Genomic DNA, 19,505 nt, shown 5'->3' with positions numbered 1-19,505 from the left:
TTATTTGGTTAATATATATTCAGTTGGAGGGGTATATTTAGGCGAAATACTGAACATATATATTAAGATTATAGTAAGCTTATAATAAATGTGATTTATTATAATAGATTATAAAGGTTTTATAAAAATAAAAATTATATGATATTTTTTTAAATTATATGTGGTTTGATGGGGGAAATGAGAAGAAGAACCATTTAAAGACTTGCTTTGAGCTAAGTTCCATAAGTTCTGAGGCAATGTAAATTGGGACTTAACTACTTAGTGGTAATTGATATATATGGATTATTCTATTATTTTTCAGTATTTAAGATTTAATATAAATGATGATTTAAATAATATTGCTTTTAGATTAAAAGAGCAACTTCAATTTATGAATCTAAAATAATTATTACACATATTTGAAAAATTTATTTAGATTAAAAAAATACCCCACATAAAATTGTGAGGTATTTAAATTAATATAAATCAGTTGTCATCAATTGATGAATGTACTTCAGCTTGTTCTAAAATTCGAGTTACAAGAAGTTGGTCAATTTTAAAATGATCGACATCGACTACTTCAAACTTGTATCCACCGAATTCTACAAAATCTGCCGGACGTGGAATTTTGCGCAGGCGGTACATCATGAAGCCTGCTAAAGTTTCATAATTTTCTTCATCAGGCATTTCGTCAATTTCAAGTGCATGTCTTAAGTCATCAATTGGTGTGCTGCCATCAATTAACCATGAGTTGTTGTCACGTTTAATGATTTGTTGCTCTTCATCAATTGGAGTGACCCAGTCACCCATAACCGTAATCATAATATCGCTTAAAGTAATAACACCTACGACAAGCGCATATTCATTTATCACAACCGCAAACTTTTCTTTTGTAGAGCGGAAGCGATCAAGTAATTCCGAGAGGGTTAGGGTGTCAGGAATCATCAAGACAGTACGAATGGTTGATTCATTCAATTGAGTTGGGGATTGGTTGTTTAAAATGCGAACAAGAAAGTCTTTTGCATCGACGTAACCAATGACTTGATCAATATTTTCATTACATACCAAAAATTTTGAATACGGATACTCTGCTAATTTTTGACGAATGCTATCTTCATGTTCATTTAAAGTGAAATAAACAACATTTTCACGTGTAGTCATGCTCGAAGGTACGTTACGTTCTTCTAGCTCAAAAACATTCTCGATAAAGTGATGTTCTTGTTTCTGAAGTACGCCTGCTTGAGCACCTGCATCCATTACTGCTGAAATATCATCAAAAGTAATATTGTCTTCTCGCGTTGTATTCACTTTAAACAAACGGAATAGCAGGTTGGCAATAGCATTAATTCCCCAAGCTAAAGGTTTGCAAATCTTAATAAAAACTTGAATTGGGTTAATAACACTAATTGCAATTTTTTCAGGTGCAATCATAGCCAAACGTTTTGGCATAAGATCGGCAAATAAAATAAAGAGTGAGGTCACTAGGGTAAAGGAAAGAGCAAAACCGATCGTTTGTGTCCAAGGGCCTGTGTAAAAGCGGTCCACTAAAGTGACGAAATAAGGACGAAAAGCAGCTTCACCCAAAATACCGCCTAAAATCGCAACTGCATTTAGGCCAATTTGAGAAGCTGCAAAAAAGTCAGCAGATTGTTCTTGTAAATCTAGTACTTGTTGGGCGCGTTCTTCACCCGCTTCGGCTAGAATTTTTAGTTTAACTTTTCTGGCACCTGCTAGTGCAATTTCAGTTAAAGATAAAAAGCCTGCTCCGATGATAAGCAGTACGATGATAATGATATTTTGAAAGAGACTCACAAATCACCTGAGGTTCATCATTATTATGACTATGTTTTAACATAAAAAAGCGCTGAGGTAATCAGATGATTGCTCAGCGCTTGAAGATAGGACAATTAAATTAAAATTTATTTAATAGTGAGAAAATTGTGAATTATTGGTTAGAAATTCACGGTTTTCTTCTTCAATCATTTGACGAGCAACAAATAAGATAAGTTGGCGCAGCCAGCGATGAGCAGGGTGATGATGTAACAACGGACACCAAGCCATTTTAAGTTCGAACTCTGGAATATAAAAAGGAGGATCCTTTATAACCAGTTTAGGGTTCTGTGTTTGTAGGCGTGCCATGCGTGTTGGTAATGTAGCAATAAGATCTACATTTTGAGCAAGTAATGCTGGCATTTGGTAGTGGCGTGTAAATACAGAAATTTTACGACGTTGACCAATACGTTCTAATGCTTGATCAATCCAGCCTAAACCACCTTGTTTATCTGGGTTTACACCAAAACCTACACCCATACCTGTTTTAGAAACCCAGATATGTTGTGCATCTAAATAGCTTTTTAAATTTAAATGAGTCACAGCAGGGTGTTTGTCGTTCAGAATACAACTGAAACTATCGCGCCAAACTAAAACCTGATGGAAACTTTGCGGTATTTCATTAAATCTATTAATTGCAAGATCAACTTTACCTTGTTCCATATCTCTATAAGACACGTCACTCGGTGTAAGAAAATCAAGAACAACGTTTGGAGCTTCAGAGCGGAGCGCTTTGACAAGACGAGGAACTAAAGTTGCCTCAGCATAGTCAGATGTCATAATGCGGAAAACGCGATTACTTGTATAAGGGCGGAATTCGGTACGGGGTTCCAAAATCATGGAGAGATCAGAAAGGGCATCACGAATACGAGGCTGTAATTCAAGTGCACGTTCTGTTGGAGTCATCCCTTCGGACGAGCGGATAAGAAGAGGGTCATTAAATAAATTACGCAAACGACGTAAAATATTACTCATTGCAGGCTGAGTTACCCCAAGCTGTTCGGCTGCGCGTGTAACATTTTTTTCACGAAGAAGTACATCAAGATATATTAATAGATTAAGATCTACTCGCTCCAGATTCATAAAAAAAATACCGAAAATAAAACCCTGAAATTGTTTCAAATTATGCCATATCTAATAACTATTGTGTGAAAAAATGATGAGAAAAACGACATTTTTTGTAGGAATTAAGTAGGGGTAAGATGTACTTCAAAGGCTCGATTTTATTGTCTTTGCTATGTTTTTAAGTATGAAGGAGATAAATAGAATATATTTATATATAACTTACTACTTTCTAGCATGTAAATTGACTTTTTACATTGGCAAAAATAGCCTAATTTACAATTGACTTTTTAAATTAAAAATGGGTGGAAAAACTTCAAAAATTGTATAAAAATAAGACTTACTAGGTTTTTAGAATAAAATTCTATACTCCTTTAGAATAATTTTATTTTTATAAACAAAGTGTTAATGTTTTTGGTTTTATCTATAATATCGATTTATCGGTATATTTTTTAAATAAATACTGAAGATTAATAAAGGATATTGGATTAATTGATTGGCTAAGTCTAAGCTGTGTTCATGACGAAGCAGCTGGTGTCATAAGAAATTTAAGTACATGACTCTAGGCTTCAATCGATGAAATCCTAAAATGAATACAGGACAATATCATGACTACATATCAAACAGCGATTGATGCAATCCGCGAACTAAAAGCAAAATTCGGTAGCACTTGGCGCGATATTAGCCCAGAAGATGCTGCACGTATGCAAATGCAAAACCAATTCAAAACTGGTTTAGATATTGCTAAATATACAGCTGCGATTATGCGTCGTGATATGGCTGCTTATGATGCTGACTCTAGCAAATACACTCAATCATTAGGTTGCTGGCACGGTTTTATCGCACAACAAAAAATGATTGCGAACAAAAAATACTTCGGTACGACTGAGCGTCGCTATATCTACCTTTCTGGTTGGATGGTTGCTGCTCTTCGTTCAGAATTTGGTCCACTTCCTGACCAATCTATGCACGAAAAAACTTCAGTACCTGCATTAATCGAAGAAATCTACACTTTCTTACGTCAAGCTGACGCAAAAGAATTAAACGATTTATTCCGTGCGCTTAAAAAAGCAAACGAAGCTGGTGATACTGCTAAAGCTGCTGAAATCACTGCTCAAATCGACGGCTTCCAAACTCATATTGTGCCAATTATTGCTGACATCGATGCTGGTTTCGGTAACGAAGAAGCGACTTACTTACTTGCTCGTAAAATGATCGAAGCTGGTGCTTGTGCGCTTCAAATCGAAAACCAAGTATCTGATGCTAAACAATGTGGTCACCAAGCTGGTAAAGTAACTGTTCCACACGAAGACTTCATCGCTAAAATCCATGCATTACGTTATGCATTCTTAGAAATGGGTCTTGATGACGGTATTATCGTTGCGCGTACTGACTCTGAAGGCGCTGACTTGACTCAAAAAATCCCAGTGGTTAAAGAGCCAGGTGATATCGCATCTCAATACATCAGCTACTTAGATACAGTTGAAATTGACATTGCTGATGCTCAAGAAGATGAAATCTTGATCAAGCGTAATGGTAAATTACACCGTCCTAAGCGTTTAGCTTCTGGTTTATATCAGTTCCGTGCTGACACGCAAATTGACCGTGTTGTACTTGACTGTGTATCTAGCCTTCAAAACGGTGCTGACCTTCTTTGGATCGAAACTGCGACTCCAAACGTAGAAGAAATCGCACACATGGTTAACCGTGTTAAAGAAGTTGTTCCAAATGCTAAGCTTGTTTATAACAACAGCCCATCATTCAACTGGACTTTAAACTTCCGTCAACAAGCTTACGACCGTTGGGTTGCTGAAGGTAAAGACGTTTCTGCATATGACCGTGCTAAATTAATGAGCGCTGAATATGATAATACTGAATTAGCTGCTGATGCAGACGCTAAGATCCGTACATTCCAAGCAGATGCTTCTCGTGAAGCGGGTGTGTTCCATCACTTGATCACACTTCCGACTTACCATACTGCTGCTCTTTCTACACATGAGCTTGCACAAGGTTACTTCGGTTCTGAAGGTATGTTGGCTTATGTTGCTGGAGTACAACGTAAAGAAATCCGTGGTGGTATCGCTTGTGTTAAACACCAAGCAATGGCGGGTTCTGACATCGGTGATGATCACAAAGAAATCTTCTCTGGTGACAACGCTCTTAAAGCACATGATGATGCTAAAAACACAATGAACCAATTCGCAGCTCACTAAGAATTGATTTCAAAAGAAAACCCGCTCACATGAGCGGGTTTTTTTATATTAAAAATAATTATTTTTTCAAAACATAATGCTCAGCTAAAGAGCCTTCAATTTTCTTACCTTCCATATCTAAAGCAGTTGCCGTATTTTCACCGATAAAGAATTTACGGTTTTGTCCTTTATCATCTAACGTAATGACTGAAGTATTATCTTTGTCAAAAGTAAATGTACCATGGGTTTCAAATGGTTTCTTATCACCTTTGCCAAGATAAGTTTCAGTCAATTCATAAGTTTTATCATCTTTTAACTCTAAATCAGTTTTGATGCCTTCACAGTCTGCACATGGAAGAGTGCCTTTATATGTGCCATTCCAATCTAGTGAGTTTTCAGCTGTATGAGCAGTATCTACTGCATTGTTATTCGTTTCAGTGGTTTGAGCTGGAGCAGAGGCTTGTGTTGTTGTATCGGCTTTATTTTCGTTTTTGCTACAAGCAACAAGAAGGGCACTTACAAGTGCAACTGATAATAATGTTTTTTTCATGATGATCTAAACCTCGGAAAATAAATAAAAAACCAAATAACAGGCTATGAAATATAAGAGCTTAATAAAAGTTTAAGTATGTAATTTAATTTTAACAAAAGGTAAAGTGAGTAAATTTTGGAATAATTATTAAAACAAAAATTAAAAGCAGGTATTCACTAAAACGATTTAATGAATACCTTATAAATTACGGTTGTGCTGAAACTCCACCTAGAGAGTCGCATGCTGATTTATAGAGTTGGTATTGTTGCTTTAAAACTTCATCTAGCGGCATGTCGAATAATTCTTCACCATTTTTGTAGCTCTCTACGTATGAAGTTGCTTTTTCTTTGCTTACCGCTAAAGATTGCTGGTAATAAGAATTAATCGAGCTTGTTGCAAGCTGGCTTGTCTCTACATTTTTACATTCGAAATTGTGCAGGATCTTTTCTGCACGTTTGACCTCACTAGATTGGCCAAAAATACACCCAGTTAAAAAGACAAGTGGGGTTAACACGAAAAAAAGTTTCATGGAGAGCAAGTATAGAAGCAACGGTGGGCGCTATTGTATAAACAATTCCATAAGTTACTGTGGTTTTATGTTAGACATTGATGATTTTTTAACTCATTAAAATCGAAAAATTGTATCTAATTTTATCAGTTGGCTTATTTTCATATTTGGTGCGTATTTTGCTTATAACTTTAAGCACTTATTTTGAACATATGAACCAGAATGAATCAGGCACAAACGTTTTCAAAAAACTCTTTAGCACCATTTTGGTATGCGCAATTAGAGCTCGGATTCTGTTTTGAAAATTCACGCACCATAATGAGTCATAGAAAGCATCATGGCCCTGTTAGGGTGCAAAAAATGCTCTGGCCTGAAAGAACGGGTGTATGTCATGCCATTATTGTTCATCCTCCAGCAGGAATTGCAGGAGGAGATCATCTTACTTTTGAAATTGAAACCAAAGATCAAGCCCATGCGGTAGTAACTACTCCGGGCGCAGGGAAATGGTACAAAACCAATGGTAAGCAGGCTTTTCAGCATATTCATTTGCACGTCAAAGATCAGTCCATTTTAGAGTGGGTTCCACAAGAAACGATGCTGTTTGATGGAGCTTTAGCACATTCAGAAACTCATATTCATCTTGATCATGCTGCGAGCTTTATTGGTTGGGATATGTTGGTACTTGGGCGACAGGCACGTGCGGAGCGCTTTATTCAAGGTAGTTATCACAACCAGTTTAAATTATGGCGAGAACATAAGTTATTGGTTGCAGATACACTGTATTTTGAAGGAGAAGATCGTTGGCTGAGTTCATGTTTGGGTATGAATAATCAAGCTGTAATGGGAAGTTTTTGGGCAGTCTCTCCCGAGAAGTATCGCTCAGCTTTTTATTTAGAACAGCAGTTAGAACTCATTCGTGAATTGATGATGCGTATGCAAGCACCTGTCACATTAACATTATTGGATGAGGTAGTTTCGGCTCGTTTTCTGGGAAATGATGTTCGACATTGTCATGATGCTTTTGCGGCTATACGGGCAAGATTAAGACGTTATTGGTTTGATTTAGATGAAGAATTTCCTAGAATTTGGAAAACTTAAGTTACGTTAAATTGCGTATTTAAAAAACAGTCAAAACAAGTATGCTACTTTTGAGCACGTATTTTGCTTAAACAATATAAATGCAATTTAGGAAAGAGAAATGGAACTCAATCCAACAGAAAAAGATAAGTTACTCATTTTTACTGCAGGTTTAGTGGCTGAGCGTCGTAAAGCGCGTGGATTGAAACTGAATTATCCAGAAGCTATTGCTTTTATTTCAGCAGCTTTACTTGAAGGTGCACGAGACGGTATGACGGTCAGTGATTTGATGCATTACGGCACTACCTTATTAAAGCGCGAAGATGTGATGGATGGTGTGCCAGAAATGATTGCTGAGGTTCAGGTCGAGGCAACTTTTCCAGATGGCTCGAAATTAGTCACAGTCCATCAGCCAATCGTATAAAAGGAACGCTTATGATCCCCGGTGAAATCATTACTCCAGATGCTGATATTGAACTGAATGTTGGGCGACAAACTTTAAAAGTTGTAGTTGCCAACATTGGTGATCGACCTATTCAGGTGGGTTCTCATTTTCATTTTTATGAAGCAAATGATGCATTACAGTTTGATCGCGAAATAGCGAAGGGTTTTCGACTGAATATTGCAGCTGGTACAGCAATTCGTTTTGAACCGGGGCAAACTCGAGAAGTGGAGCTTGTTGCTTTGGTCGGTAAACGAGAGGTTTATGGTTTCGCAGGCCGCGTCATGGGCAAGTTGGATTAAACATAACAACGATAATGAAAGAGATGAGTAATAAGTTATGAAAATGTCACGTCGTGCATATGCTGAGATGTTTGGTCCAACGGTTGGTGATCGTATTCGTTTGGCGGATACAGAGCTCTTTATTGAAGTTGAGCAAGACTTAACGACTTATGGTGAAGAAGTTAAATTTGGTGGCGGAAAAGTTATTCGTGACGGGATGGGGCAATCACAGCTTTTAGCTGATGAAGTTGCTGATACGGTCATTACCAATGCTTTAATTATGGATTGGTGGGGAATTGTTAAAGCTGACGTGGGCTTAAAAAATGGCCGAATCTGGAAAATAGGAAAAGCTGGAAATCCAGATATTCAACCAGACATTACGATTCCTTTAGGAGCTGCAACAGAAGTGATTGCGGGTGAAGGACAAATTTTAACAGCAGGTGGTATTGATACGCACATTCACTGGATTTGTCCTCAACAAGTTGAAACTGCGTTAATGTCAGGTACAACAACAATGGTCGGTGGTGGTACAGGGCCTGCAGCCGGAACCTCAGCAACGACAGTAACTCCCGGTCCTTGGCATATTGCGACCATGTTACAGGCGATTGATGATTTGCCTATGAATATTGGTCTATTAGGCAAAGGTAATTTAAGTTTACCTGACCCAATTCGTGAGCAAATTAAAGCTGGAGTAATTGGCTTAAAGCTGCATGAAGATTGGGGTTCAACACCGGCAGCTATTGATAACTGTTTGAGTGTGGCGGACGAGTTTGATGTGCAGGTGGCGATTCATACAGATACTTTAAATGAAAGCGGTTTTTTAGAAGAAACTCTAGCCGCATTTAAAAATCGTACGATTCATACCTACCATACCGAAGGTGCTGGTGGTGGACATGCACCTGACATTTTAAAAGCGATTGGGCAAAGTAACGTATTGCCATCTTCAACTAATCCAACGCGACCTTATACGATTAATACCATTGATGAGCATTTAGATATGCTCATGGTTTGCCATCATTTAGACCCAGCAATTGCTGAAGATATTGCTTTTGCAGAAAGCCGTATTCGCCGTGAAACCATTGCCGCTGAAGATATTCTGCAAGATTTAGGTGCAATTGCCATGATGTCTTCTGACTCTCAGGCGATGGGGCGTGTAGGTGAAGTGATTTTACGTACTTGGCAAACTGCCCATAAAATGAAAATTCAACGTGGTCCTTTAGAGGGTGACAATGAATTTCATGATAACAATCGCGTTAAACGCTACATTGCCAAATATACAATTAACCCAGCAATTACCCATGGTCTAAGCCATGAAATCGGTTCGATTGAAGTCGGAAAACTTGCTGATTTAGTGTTATGGAAGCCTGCATTTTTTGGTGTGAAACCTTCGATGATTATTAAAGGTGGCATGATTGCAGCAGCACCGATGGGTGATATTAATGCTTCAATTCCGACACCTCAACCAGTGCATTACCGTCCAATGTTTGGTGCCTATCCACGTGGTGTACATAACACTTGCATTACCTTTTTATCTCAAGCAGCAATTGATGAAAAAGTTGCTGAAAAATTAAACCTGAAGAAGTTAATTAGTCCGTGTAAAAACACACGCGAAATTAGCAAAACTGATATGAAACACAACACATATTGCCCTGTTATGCATGTACACCCTGAAACTTACGAGGTGCGTGCAGATGGTGAGTTATTAACGTGTGAACCTGCTGATGTATTACCCATGGCACAGCGTTATTTCTTATTCTGATGATTTTTGTCGAGGTGAATTACCTCATTAATTTATACCACATGAATGAAATAAATAAGGAGAGAAGAGCTAAATGAAAATCTATACACAACGCCTTGAACATATTTCTCCTGATCAAGCATTTGAAACGGTTGAACTGACTTTTGATACACGCCAAAAATCCCGCTTTCGGGCGACTTTAGCGAGTGGCTTAGATATTGGTGCTGATTTACCACGTACTGGCATTTTGCGTAGTGGTTCATATATTTCAACTCAACAAGGTGATGTACTACGTGTAGATGCTAAGCCTGAACGTCTGATGCAAGTCAGTGCAGCAAGTGATTTTGATTTGCTTAAAGCGGCTTATCACTTAGGTAACCGACATGTGCCATTAATGTTGACGCCTACAGCTTTATATTTTGAACCTGATCATGTGCTTGCAGAAATGGTAGAGGGGTTGGGGCTTACAGTTTCAGAAACTGATCATCCTTTTGAACCTGAAAGTGGTGCCTATGCACAGCATAGTCATGACCACCGCTTAAGCCCAATCAAAGCTTTGCACCATGTCCATTCATAACGCAGCGCAATTACTTCAATTGCTGACATTGTCTTCTACGGCACTGCCAGTTGGAGCATATTGTTATTCTCAAGGTGTAGAAACAGCCATCGATATTGGCTTAATACACGATGAAACCTCAGCAATTGCTTATTTTGAAGAAGTGCTTGAAATGCTGCTAGTACGGTTTGAGCTACCAGTATTAAAACGTCTCATGCAACATCATGATGACCAAGATCAGTTTCTGGTTTGGGCAAATTTATATAAGGCAAGTCGTGAGACTAAAGAGCTTTTGGCAGAGTCTCAACAGCTGGCATTTTCTTTGAATGCGTGGATTAGAGATGTTTTAAAAGAACCTGTTGAGGTTAAAAAGCAATTTGGTTTTGTGCCTGTCTATGCGCAGCTTTGTGGGCGACTTGGGCTTGCCGACGTTGACGTGCTCACAGCTTATACCTTTACCGTTTTAGAAAATCAGGTTCTGGCTGCGGTAAAAACGGTACCTTTAGGGCAAATGGCTGGACAAAGAATTTTATGGCATTTACATGGTTTAGTGCCTCAAGCTGTGGAAAAAGCCTTGCAGCTTGTTGATGAGCAATTGAGTAGTGCTTTACCCCGTTATGCAATGCTGAGCATGAAACACGAAACACAATATTCACGGTTATTCAGATCTTAAGTTTAGGAAAGAAGGATAAAAATCATGACAGAACGTAGTCCATTACGAGTTGGAATTGGCGGACCGGTAGGTTCGGGTAAAACTGCGCTTACACTTAATTTATGTTTAGCCTTGCGTAATAAATACAACATGGCTGTGGTGACAAATGATATTTATACCAAAGAAGATTCAAACTTTTTAACCCGTAACGAAGCGATGTCACCAGATCGTATTGTGGGTGTAGAAACAGGTGGTTGCCCTCATACAGCAATTCGTGAAGATGCTTCAATTAACTTGGCTGCAATTGATGATTTGTGTGAAAAATTCGAAGGCTTAGAACTTATTATCATTGAAAGCGGTGGCGATAATCTGGCTGCAACATTTAGTCCGGAGCTTTCTGATTTAACTCTATATGTGATTGATGTGGCAGGCGGAGAAAAGATTCCTCGTAAAGGTGGGCCGGGTATTACCAAATCAGATTTACTGATTATTAATAAAACGGACCTTGCGCCAATGGTCGGTGCAAATCTTGATGTGATGGATCAAGATGCAAAACGTATGCGCGGAGAAAAACCATTCTTATTTTCAAATATGAAAACCCAAGATGGTCTTGAAGAAATCATTCAATTTATTGAGAAACAAGGGCTGTTTAAAGCTTAAGGAGAGATTATGAACTTCATTAAAAAATGGGGCATAGGGCTCCTCGCATTATTGCCGGCACTTGCAATGGCACACCCAGGACATGATCATGAACATTCGGGTTTTATAGCAGGTTTTATTCATCCCTTTACTGGTTTAGATCATTTAGTCATGGCTTTGGCTTTTGGTGTTCTACTCTGGTCAGCAGCTAAGCAATGGCAAATTGCAGGTGTCATGACTTTGAGTGTTACTCTAATTACTGGCTTTTTAATCGGTGCTCAAGGCTTAGTCCCTGTAAATGTTGCTGAATATGGAATTGTTGCTTCTTTAGTTGTTACAGCAATTGCACTATGGACAAAATCAAATCGGATTTTACCTATCGCTGCGGCATTACTTGCGAGCTTTCATGGCGTAGCGCATGGTGTTGAATTAGCACATTCAGGCCATGTCGTTGCATTAGTAATGGGTATGGTTTCAGCTATGGTTTTAATTTATTGTGGTGGATTGGCATTGGGTGCTGCACTTACACGATATGTGCCATATGGCAAAAAAATTGTTGGCGCCTGTGCAGCAGTTGTTGCAGTGATTGGATTAAGTTAGTCATCATTTCGAAAGTAAAAGGTAGCATTAGGCTACCTTTTTTATTCAGCTACTTTTTTGATAAAGCCCTGCGTGAACGGTTCCAGCTTTTGTTGTCTTAACTTGTTGCCATGTTGAAGGGAGGAGAAGTTGAGATAAATCTCGATCAGCTTCAACATAAATATACCCATTCTTTTTAATATGGGGTTCTGCCAAGTTCGAAAGCTCTTGCCATAAATCTAGACTATAAGGAGGGTCTAAAAACACAACATCAAACTGTTCTTTTAAACGGGGTAAAGCTTGCTGAGCAGTTGCATTGATTAAATGACAATTTTGGGCTTTTAATAGCTCAACATTATCTTTTAAAAAACGTGCCTGAGTTTTGTCTGGTTCAATCATATAAACTGACGCAGCACCACGTGACAACGCTTCAAAACCTAATGCGCCAGAGCCTGTGCACACATCAAGGACATGCGCATTTTGAATATCCCACATGAGCCAGTTAAATAGAGTTTCGCGGACTCTGTCTGGCGTTGGGCGTAAACCATCAATGCTAGCGAAGGGAAGTACTCGTCTTTTCCATTCGCCACCAATAATGCGCAATTGATTTTTCATTATTCATCGACCTCATTGGTTGCAGGGCGAGCTGGCGTAGCCTGTGGTGTTGAGGCTGCGGGTGTAGTTGAAGTAGCTGATGCTGCTGGAGTAGAGCTCGCAACTTCGCCGCCGCTTGATAGCTCACCTGGCTTAATTCCAGCAGTCATTAGTCCACCATTGACTTGATGGTTTGCTGGTCGAACTGGGTTTTTCTTACGAGTTAATAACCAGTAATCAAAAATAGGTCTTGCAAGTTGAGCAGCAGAACCACCATGACGACCATTTTCCCAAATCACGGCAATCGCAATTTCTGGCTTATCAGCAGGTGCAAATCCAACGAATAAACCATGGTCAAGTTGGCGTTCGCTTAGGGCTGCTTCATTGTAGCGTTTACCCTGTGCAATACTTTTAACCTGCGCAGTTCCTGTCTTTCCTGCAATTTGATAGAGAGGTGTACGAATGCCTCGACCAGTACCTGATTGAATTACATCAATCATGGCATCGCGCATTTGAATCCAGTCTTCATCTGTTCCGTTGAAGTTGATTTTGCCATCAGGTGCATTACGTACAGTAAATGGTTTTGCACCATGCGTTGCACGTAAAACATGAGGGGTGACATGAGAACCATGATTGGCTGTAATTGCAGTCGCCATAGCAAGTTGTAAAGGTGTCGCTGTAAATGCACCTTGACCAATACTCACCGAAATCGTTTCACCTTTCATCCATTTGGCTTTGCGAGTACGCATTTTCCATTCAGGATTTGGGTAAAGACCTTCACTTTCACTTGGTAGGTCGACACCTGTTTTTTGACCGAACCCAAATTGACGCATCCATTGGTTCATTTGATCAATACCCATTTGGTGGGCAAGAATATAAAAATAGGTGTCACATGACATAATGATGGCTTTATGCATGTTTACGATACCATGACCGGTTTTTTTCCAGTCGCGGAACTTATGCGAATCGCCTGGTAAGTGGAAATAGCCTGGGTCAGAAATGGCCGTTGACCAGTTTACAATACCGTAGTGTAAGCCGCCCATCGCTTCCATTGGTTTAATGGTAGAACCTGGTGGGTATGCACCTTGCACCGCACGGTTATAAAGCGGTTGATCTAAATTATCCCGTAAAGAACTATAATCTTTATGGTTAATACCCGTCACAAATAAATTAGGGTTGAAACTTGGACTAGATACTAAAGCCAGAATTTCACCCGTACGAGGGTCGATAGCAACAATGGCACCACGACGGCCTGCGAGCTGTTGAGATGCAACAACCTGTAAACCATAATCTAAAGATAAATAGAGGTCATTGCCGCGAGTAGGATCTTTACGGCCTAAATGGCGCAATATGTTACTATGAGCATCTGCTTCAACAGATTCATAACCTGGTGTTCCGTGTAGCAAATCTTCATAGCTTTTCTCAACGCCAATCTTTCCAATCAGGTTGGTTCCAGCATATAAATCTTTATCAATACTTTTTAATTCTTTATCGTTAATACGCCCTACATAACCAATCACATGAGCAAATAACTCACCGTGTGGATAGTAACGGGTCATTTGTGTTTCGATTCTTACGCCGGGAAATTTATATTTAGCTTCACTGAACTTGGCAATGTTGGCTTCGGTTAGATTAAGTTTAATTGCGACACGTTCAGTTTTTCGAGCAGTTTTTATACGACTTTTGAAGCGGTCAATATCTTCTTGTGTTAAATCTAAAATAGGCTGTAGCTGCTCAACAACACCATCCACATCTTCTACATCTGTTTTACTTAAAGTTGCTGTAAAAACAGGATAATTATCTGCCAGTAATACACCATTTCGGTCATAGATATAACCACGAGCAGGTGGAAGTGGCTGTAAACGAATTCGGTTTTTATCTGATGCGGTAGAAAACTCGTCGTAGTGAAAAATTTGCAGATAAGCGTATCGGCTAATCAACACTAATAAGCAAACGATAACAAGACCTACGGCAAAAAAGATTCGTCCTCGATAAATGCGCTTTTCTTGCTGGATATCTTTTAAAGGAAAGTGCTGCTTCATAAGGATCGACTTAATGACATAGGGTGGAAAAATAGCTGCTTATTCTAACGCAAGAGCGCTTAAAATATTGCATAATTTTCAAAGTTTCCGTGCATTTCGATAAGATACGTTTTGACTTTGCAGACAACAAAATTGTAGATACTTGTATATAAGAAGCAAAATAATTCTGTTAAAGTCTCTCATTCAATAGAATAGGGTTGTTCTCACCATACGATTAGGGAAAATGGAGAAAATAATGAGAAAAATTTATCCCTTACTTGCAGTTCTGACGGTAAGTAGTTGGGCTCATGCTCAAGACTATTCGTTTCTTCCAGAAGCAAAATTAGCAGGCCATACTGCATCTACGTGGAATGTGGGTGCCGGTTTTACACAAAAACTATTACATTTAAACGGCGAATGGGTAAACCCTTATGGTATCGCCTATGCCAAAGTTGGCGCATTTTTGAATGGTGATAAAACTGCTGGTGGCCAAGTCGGGTTTCGATATCCGTATTATCTTACCGGCACGGATAAAAATGGTTACTATATTGGTTTTTATGCTGGGCATCTCGATAGTAAAGAGGTCGATGGTGAGTATAAATCCCGTTTAGGCGCTGGCGTCGATTTGGCCTATGTATTGTTGAATTCAGAAAGAATTAGTACTTTTAGTGTGGGTATTGGCGCGGCGGAAAAACTAACTGACCAGAATGGGGCAGTTGCTGCGGATACTAAACCACAAATTCAATTTTCTTATTCTCTAAGTTTTGGTTTATAAAACAAAGCAGTTTATCGTTAACTCGCCATAAGCAGAGCACAAATAAATACGAGAGTCTTACATGTTAGAGTACGTCAGCGGATTGTGGCAGACCTTTTTACACAGACCTGATTTTTGGGCCGTTTTAAGTATTATTCCAGTCACTGCCTTTGTTACATGGGCACACGTTTGGATGGCTTTAAAAATGGTGTTTTACCCAATTAAATTTTGGGGATTCCATTTAGGTCCATTACCAGTAGGTTGGCAAGGTATTGTGCCACGTAAAGCCGGACGTATCTCGGGTATTATTACCGACAATACATTATCTAAGCTAGGTTCATTGCGTGAATTTTTAGAAGCAATGGACCCTGAAGATATGGCACGTATTATTGGTGAGCAGGTGGGATTTGAACTTGAACATCTGATTGATGAAGTCATGATCGATCGTAATGCTGTTCTTTGGGAAAATTTACCTTATTCAATTAAACGCCGTATTTATGCACAGGCGCATAAACAATTACCAGGTGTATTAAGAGAATTAGTGACTGAGCTGACCATGAACGTCGAGTCACTGGTTAATATGCGTGAAATGGTGGTGAGCCAGATGGAAGGTGACCGCCGTTTAATGGTACGCATGTTCTTAAAAGTTGGGCAAAAAGAAATCAACTTTATTTGGCATATTAGTGCTTTAATTGGAATGTTCTTTGGTATTTTCCAAATGATTGTTTGGTTTGTCGTACCTTGGCACTGGACTGTACCGTTTTGGGCTTCAATTTGGGGCTTTTTAACGAACTGGATTGCGATCTGGATGGTATTTAATCCGATTGAACCACATTATATTCGTTACCCACAGATTTTTAGATTAACAAAAGATCGTAAGTTCCCTTGGATTGTACCCGTTCTTCGGATTGGGACTTATAATTTCCAAGGTGCTTTCATGAAGCGTCAAGAGGAAGTCTCTGACGTGTTTTCAAGCGTAGTAACAGAAGATTTAATTACGTTAAAATCGATTATGACCGAAATGATGTATGGGCCGCGTAAAGATAAGACCCGCCGCATTGTGAAGCGTCATATTAACGAAATTATGGAAACACCGTTAGTTCGTACATCTTTACAGCTTTCTTTAGGGCCAAGAGAGTACGCAAGATTAAAGACGGACTTGATTGATCGTTCAATTGAAATTACGATGGGACCCGTATGTGACCCAGCGCTGAACGCAAGCCGGGCACAGAAGATTTTTCAAATGTTTAAAGAGCGTATTCGCGAACTGACACCAAAAGAGTTTCAGAATTTATTGCGTCCTGCATTTCAGGAGGATGAATGGATTCTTATTGTACTAGGTGGGGTAACCGGATTTATTGCTGGTACAATACATTTGTTTGTGGCTTTCTTATAATTCGACGTCGGGCAGGATCTATTGAAGATTAACGAGACTTTTTCTGCCGGACTTCATATTCATTGTTTTAAATGAGGATGTTTTTTATGCGCATTATTTTACTCGGACCACCTGGAGCAGGCAAAGGGACTCAGGCTCAGTTGATCTGTAAGCGCTACAATGTCCCACAAATTTCAACCGGTGATATGCTCCGTGCTGCAATTCGTGAAGGTACTGAATTAGGTCTAAAAGCTAAAAGTGTAATGGAATCTGGTGGTTTGGTTTCAGATGAACTTATTATCGGTTTAGTAAAAGAACGTATTGCTCAGCCTGACTGTGTAAATGGCTGCATTTTCGATGGTTTCCCACGTACTATTCCACAAGCTGAAGCTTTGGAAAAAGAAGGGATTAACATTGATCACGTGATTGAAATTGATGTTCCTGACGAAGAAATCGTACAACGTCTTTCTGGTCGTCGTCAGCATCCAGCTTCTGGCCGTGTTTATCATACAGTTTACAATCCACCTAAAGTGGAAGGTAAAGATGATGAAACTGGTGAAGATCTTGTTCAACGTCCAGATGACCAAGAAGAAACAATCCGTAAACGTTTAGCTTCTTATCATACAGAAACTGAGCAATTGGTTGGATTCTATCAAAGCCGTGCTGCATCTGGTGAGAATGCACCAACTTATGACAAGCTTGATGGCTTGCGTACAATTGAAGATGTACAAAAAGATTTGTTCAACATCTTAGACAAATAATTTAATATTGTTTGTGATAATGAGCCCTCTTTGTGAGGGCTCTTTTCTTTCATTCAGTGCAGGAGAACAATATGAAAATCATATTGATTTTGGTGGTATTGCTAAGTCTGGCACTCGTTATATTTTTAAGTTATCAGAGCTATAAAATGCTTAGACAGGTACAAAAACAAGCAAAAGAAGGGCGTAACGAGAAAAAACGTCTAAAGTAAGATTGACTGGGTATATTACCTATACCCAACCATATTTTTAAGCTTCAATATTTTTAATAGCAATTTGCTTTTGTGCACCAAATTCAAAGCGATCAGGCCAGTTGCAAACATCTGCAACTACACATTCAGCACATTTAGGTTTACGGGCGATACAACAATAGCGGCCATGCAATATGAGCCAGTGATGTGAATCTAAAATAAATTCTTTAGGAATGACCTTAATTAAGCGGTGCTCAACTTCAAGTACATTTTTCCCTACGGCTAAGCCAGTTCGATTTCCCACTCGGAAAATATGGGTATCAACAGCCATAGTCGGTTGCCCAAACGCTGTATTTAAAACAACATTTGCGGTTTTACGTCCGACGCCTGGTAAAGCTTCCAAATCTTTTCTATTGCTTGGAACTTCGCCGTTAAATTGTTCCATTAAAATCTTACAGGTCTTAATGACATTTTCTGCTTTAGCGTTGTAAAGGCCAATTGTTTTAATATATTCCTTTAACCCATCTACGCCCAAGTTATAGATTTTCTCGGCTGTATTAGCCACAGGGTAAAGTTTATCAGTTGCCTTATTCACACTCACGTCGGTCGCTTGAGCTGACAACATAACTGCAATGAGTAACTCAAAAGAAGATGAGTATTTTAACTCGGTTTGAGGAGACGGCCGTTGTTCACGAAGGCGTTCAAAGAAAATTTGAATCTGCTTTTTCGTCATATTTTTGACAGCCATTCAGACCTCCTGTAATTGCATGAGTTGCTGTTGTAGTTCTTCAAGTTGAAGTCGTTTTTTAGCATCTTCACGTATACTTAACTGTTTTTCTAGTTTCTTAATTTGTGTACGAATTTTAGCTAACTCAATTGTAGTTTTAGCATCAGTTGGCACAGTCTCTTTAGGTTTCTCAATGAGTTCAATTGAAGGTAATTCATCAAGTGCCTGAGAAAACTGCGCAAATAGTTGAGTATCAATTTCAGCACGTACCACTGGACCTTTACGGTGACTGCGACGCTTTTCTTCACGCTGAATATGAGCGTAATAACGTTGTCTTAAATCATTTTGTTCCGCAGTACGTTGTTGTTCATTTGGTAATGCTTGCGTGTCTTCGACCAAATCAATGCAATCTACCGGACAAGGTGGAATACATAGCTCACAACCCGTACATAAGTCAGTCAAAATGGTATGCATGAGCTTACCACTGCCAATAATAGCATCTACAGGACAAGCACTAATACATTTGGTGCAGCCAATGCATTCATCTTCACGAATAATTGCTTTCATTCGCTGTGGGCGGCCATCTGTTTGTACAGGCCATACGCTACTTTCTGCAGTTAATGGAGAGCGATTTAATAGATTTGCGAGTGCATCAGCAACAGGTTGTCCACCTGGAACACATTTATTTGCTTCTTCACCTTCAGCAATCGACTTTGCGTAGGGTAGACATCCATCACGATGTCCACATAGACCACATTGTGTTTGTGGTAATAACGCATCAATCTCGCGTATGAGAGAAATAGATGAATTCATAGTGGGCAAATAGCTTGGTTAAAACGATGCGATAATGAAGAAAAACCTAAGTAAGGTCAATGGATTTTAACGAATTTATCGGGTTTTTAATTGACCTAAAATGTCGCTAATTCTGCACAATAATAGATCAATAAAAGTGAAAAGTTAAATGACTATTTCTTATCTTTAAGTAGTTTTCCTAAAAATAAGTTTTTGATAATTAAGG

General features: G+C 39.1%; 21 protein-coding genes. 13 read left to right on the top strand and 8 right to left on the bottom strand.

Annotated elements, in window-relative coordinates:
- Positions 1 to 465 precede the first annotated feature (465 nt).
- Together ODQ17_RS05575 and ODQ17_RS05570 are read right to left on the bottom strand one after the other, a co-directional pair.
- Positions 466 to 1,791, bottom strand: coding sequence for a hemolysin family protein (locus tag ODQ17_RS05575; RefSeq protein WP_322902296.1), 1,326 nt, complete (start codon positions 1,789 to 1,791; stop codon positions 466 to 468).
- Positions 1,792 to 1,902: 111 nt separating this feature from the next.
- Positions 1,903 to 2,892 (bottom strand): LysR family transcriptional regulator, encoded by a 990-nt coding sequence (locus tag ODQ17_RS05570; protein ID WP_004703082.1) that lies wholly within the window; start codon positions 2,890 to 2,892, stop codon positions 1,903 to 1,905.
- Between the two features lie 587 nt (positions 2,893 to 3,479).
- Between ODQ17_RS05570 and ODQ17_RS05565 the strand changes: the two genes are divergently transcribed.
- A complete protein-coding gene (locus ODQ17_RS05565) occupies positions 3,480 to 5,084 on the top strand; it encodes an isocitrate lyase (protein WP_005303365.1) in 1,605 nt (534 codons plus the stop codon).
- A gap of 58 nt (positions 5,085 to 5,142) precedes the next feature.
- Here ODQ17_RS05565 and ODQ17_RS05560 read toward each other — a convergent pair whose 3' ends face one another.
- Positions 5,143 to 5,613, bottom strand: a complete 471-nt coding sequence (locus tag ODQ17_RS05560) for a copper resistance protein NlpE (RefSeq protein ID WP_322902294.1) — start codon at positions 5,611 to 5,613, stop codon at positions 5,143 to 5,145.
- A gap of 187 nt (positions 5,614 to 5,800) precedes the next feature.
- A complete protein-coding gene (locus tag ODQ17_RS05555; protein WP_005042208.1) occupies positions 5,801 to 6,124 on the bottom strand; it encodes a hypothetical protein in 324 nt (107 codons plus the stop codon).
- A 201-nt stretch (positions 6,125 to 6,325) separates the two neighbouring features.
- On the opposite strand from ODQ17_RS05555, the gene ODQ17_RS05550 reads away from it, so the two are divergent.
- From ODQ17_RS05550 to ODQ17_RS05515, 8 genes are all read left to right on the top strand, one after another.
- A complete protein-coding gene (locus tag ODQ17_RS05550; RefSeq protein WP_322902292.1) occupies positions 6,326 to 7,201 on the top strand; it encodes an urease accessory protein UreD in 876 nt (291 codons plus the stop codon).
- A gap of 100 nt (positions 7,202 to 7,301) precedes the next feature.
- A complete protein-coding gene (ureA, locus tag ODQ17_RS05545) occupies positions 7,302 to 7,604 on the top strand; it encodes an urease subunit gamma (protein WP_002117495.1) in 303 nt (100 codons plus the stop codon).
- Between the two features lie 11 nt (positions 7,605 to 7,615).
- The gene (locus tag ODQ17_RS05540) at positions 7,616 to 7,924 is read left to right on the top strand and encodes an urease subunit beta (protein WP_004793951.1); all 309 of its coding nucleotides are present in this window, start codon (positions 7,616 to 7,618) and stop codon (positions 7,922 to 7,924) included.
- A gap of 37 nt (positions 7,925 to 7,961) precedes the next feature.
- On the top strand, positions 7,962 to 9,662 hold the full coding sequence (ureC, locus tag ODQ17_RS05535) for an urease subunit alpha (protein ID WP_322902289.1): 1,701 nt from the start codon (positions 7,962 to 7,964) through the stop codon (positions 9,660 to 9,662).
- Between the two features lie 73 nt (positions 9,663 to 9,735).
- The gene (ureE, locus tag ODQ17_RS05530) at positions 9,736 to 10,218 is read left to right on the top strand and encodes an urease accessory protein UreE (protein WP_322902287.1); all 483 of its coding nucleotides are present in this window, start codon (positions 9,736 to 9,738) and stop codon (positions 10,216 to 10,218) included.
- A complete protein-coding gene (locus tag ODQ17_RS05525) occupies positions 10,205 to 10,870 on the top strand; it encodes an urease accessory protein UreF (RefSeq protein ID WP_322902285.1) in 666 nt (221 codons plus the stop codon). The genes ureE and ODQ17_RS05525 overlap by 14 nt, the downstream gene beginning before the upstream one ends.
- Before the next feature lie 24 nt (positions 10,871 to 10,894).
- Entirely contained in the window at positions 10,895 to 11,509 is a 615-nt protein-coding gene (ureG, locus tag ODQ17_RS05520) for an urease accessory protein UreG (protein WP_002117800.1), read from the top strand.
- A gap of 9 nt (positions 11,510 to 11,518) precedes the next feature.
- Positions 11,519 to 12,088, top strand: a complete 570-nt coding sequence (locus tag ODQ17_RS05515) for a HupE/UreJ family protein (protein ID WP_322902282.1) — start codon at positions 11,519 to 11,521, stop codon at positions 12,086 to 12,088.
- Positions 12,089 to 12,133: 45 nt separating this feature from the next.
- Here the strand turns inward: ODQ17_RS05515 and rsmD are convergent, their stop codons facing one another.
- Positions 12,134 to 12,682, bottom strand: a complete 549-nt coding sequence (gene rsmD, locus ODQ17_RS05510; RefSeq protein ID WP_322902280.1) for a 16S rRNA (guanine(966)-N(2))-methyltransferase RsmD — start codon at positions 12,680 to 12,682, stop codon at positions 12,134 to 12,136.
- The gene (gene mrdA / locus ODQ17_RS05505; RefSeq protein WP_322902278.1) at positions 12,682 to 14,703 is read right to left on the bottom strand and encodes a penicillin-binding protein 2; all 2,022 of its coding nucleotides are present in this window, start codon (positions 14,701 to 14,703) and stop codon (positions 12,682 to 12,684) included. Before mrdA ends, rsmD begins: the two co-directional genes overlap by 1 nt.
- 235 nt (positions 14,704 to 14,938) lie before the next feature.
- Here mrdA and ODQ17_RS05500 point away from each other — a divergent pair, with 235 nt between their 5' ends.
- From ODQ17_RS05500 to ODQ17_RS19185, 4 genes are all read left to right on the top strand, one after another.
- Positions 14,939 to 15,457 (top strand): hypothetical protein, encoded by a 519-nt coding sequence (locus ODQ17_RS05500; RefSeq protein ID WP_322902276.1) that lies wholly within the window; start codon positions 14,939 to 14,941, stop codon positions 15,455 to 15,457.
- Between the two features lie 61 nt (positions 15,458 to 15,518).
- On the top strand, positions 15,519 to 16,832 hold the full coding sequence (locus ODQ17_RS05495; protein ID WP_004793941.1) for a membrane protein: 1,314 nt from the start codon (positions 15,519 to 15,521) through the stop codon (positions 16,830 to 16,832).
- 86 nt (positions 16,833 to 16,918) lie between these two features.
- Positions 16,919 to 17,572 (top strand): adenylate kinase, encoded by a 654-nt coding sequence (gene adk, locus ODQ17_RS05490; protein ID WP_005303386.1) that lies wholly within the window; start codon positions 16,919 to 16,921, stop codon positions 17,570 to 17,572.
- Positions 17,573 to 17,643: 71 nt separating this feature from the next.
- Positions 17,644 to 17,781, top strand: a complete 138-nt coding sequence (locus ODQ17_RS19185) for a hypothetical protein (protein WP_013198601.1) — start codon at positions 17,644 to 17,646, stop codon at positions 17,779 to 17,781.
- 37 nt (positions 17,782 to 17,818) lie between these two features.
- On the opposite strand, the gene nth is transcribed toward ODQ17_RS19185, so the two are convergent.
- Both nth and ODQ17_RS05475 read right to left on the bottom strand, forming a co-directional pair.
- The gene (gene nth / locus ODQ17_RS05480; protein ID WP_005048343.1) at positions 17,819 to 18,508 is read right to left on the bottom strand and encodes an endonuclease III; all 690 of its coding nucleotides are present in this window, start codon (positions 18,506 to 18,508) and stop codon (positions 17,819 to 17,821) included.
- Positions 18,509 to 19,300 (bottom strand): RnfABCDGE type electron transport complex subunit B, encoded by a 792-nt coding sequence (locus tag ODQ17_RS05475; protein WP_252060269.1) that lies wholly within the window; start codon positions 19,298 to 19,300, stop codon positions 18,509 to 18,511.
- Positions 19,301 to 19,505: the final 205 nt, after the last annotated feature.

Source organism: Acinetobacter sp. IRS14 (assembly GCF_034650275.1).
Classification (GTDB): Bacteria; Pseudomonadota; Gammaproteobacteria; order Pseudomonadales; family Moraxellaceae; genus Acinetobacter; species Acinetobacter oleivorans.
The sequence above is the reverse complement of the archived record's forward strand: the minus strand, read 5'-3'. Positions and strand labels throughout refer to the sequence as shown.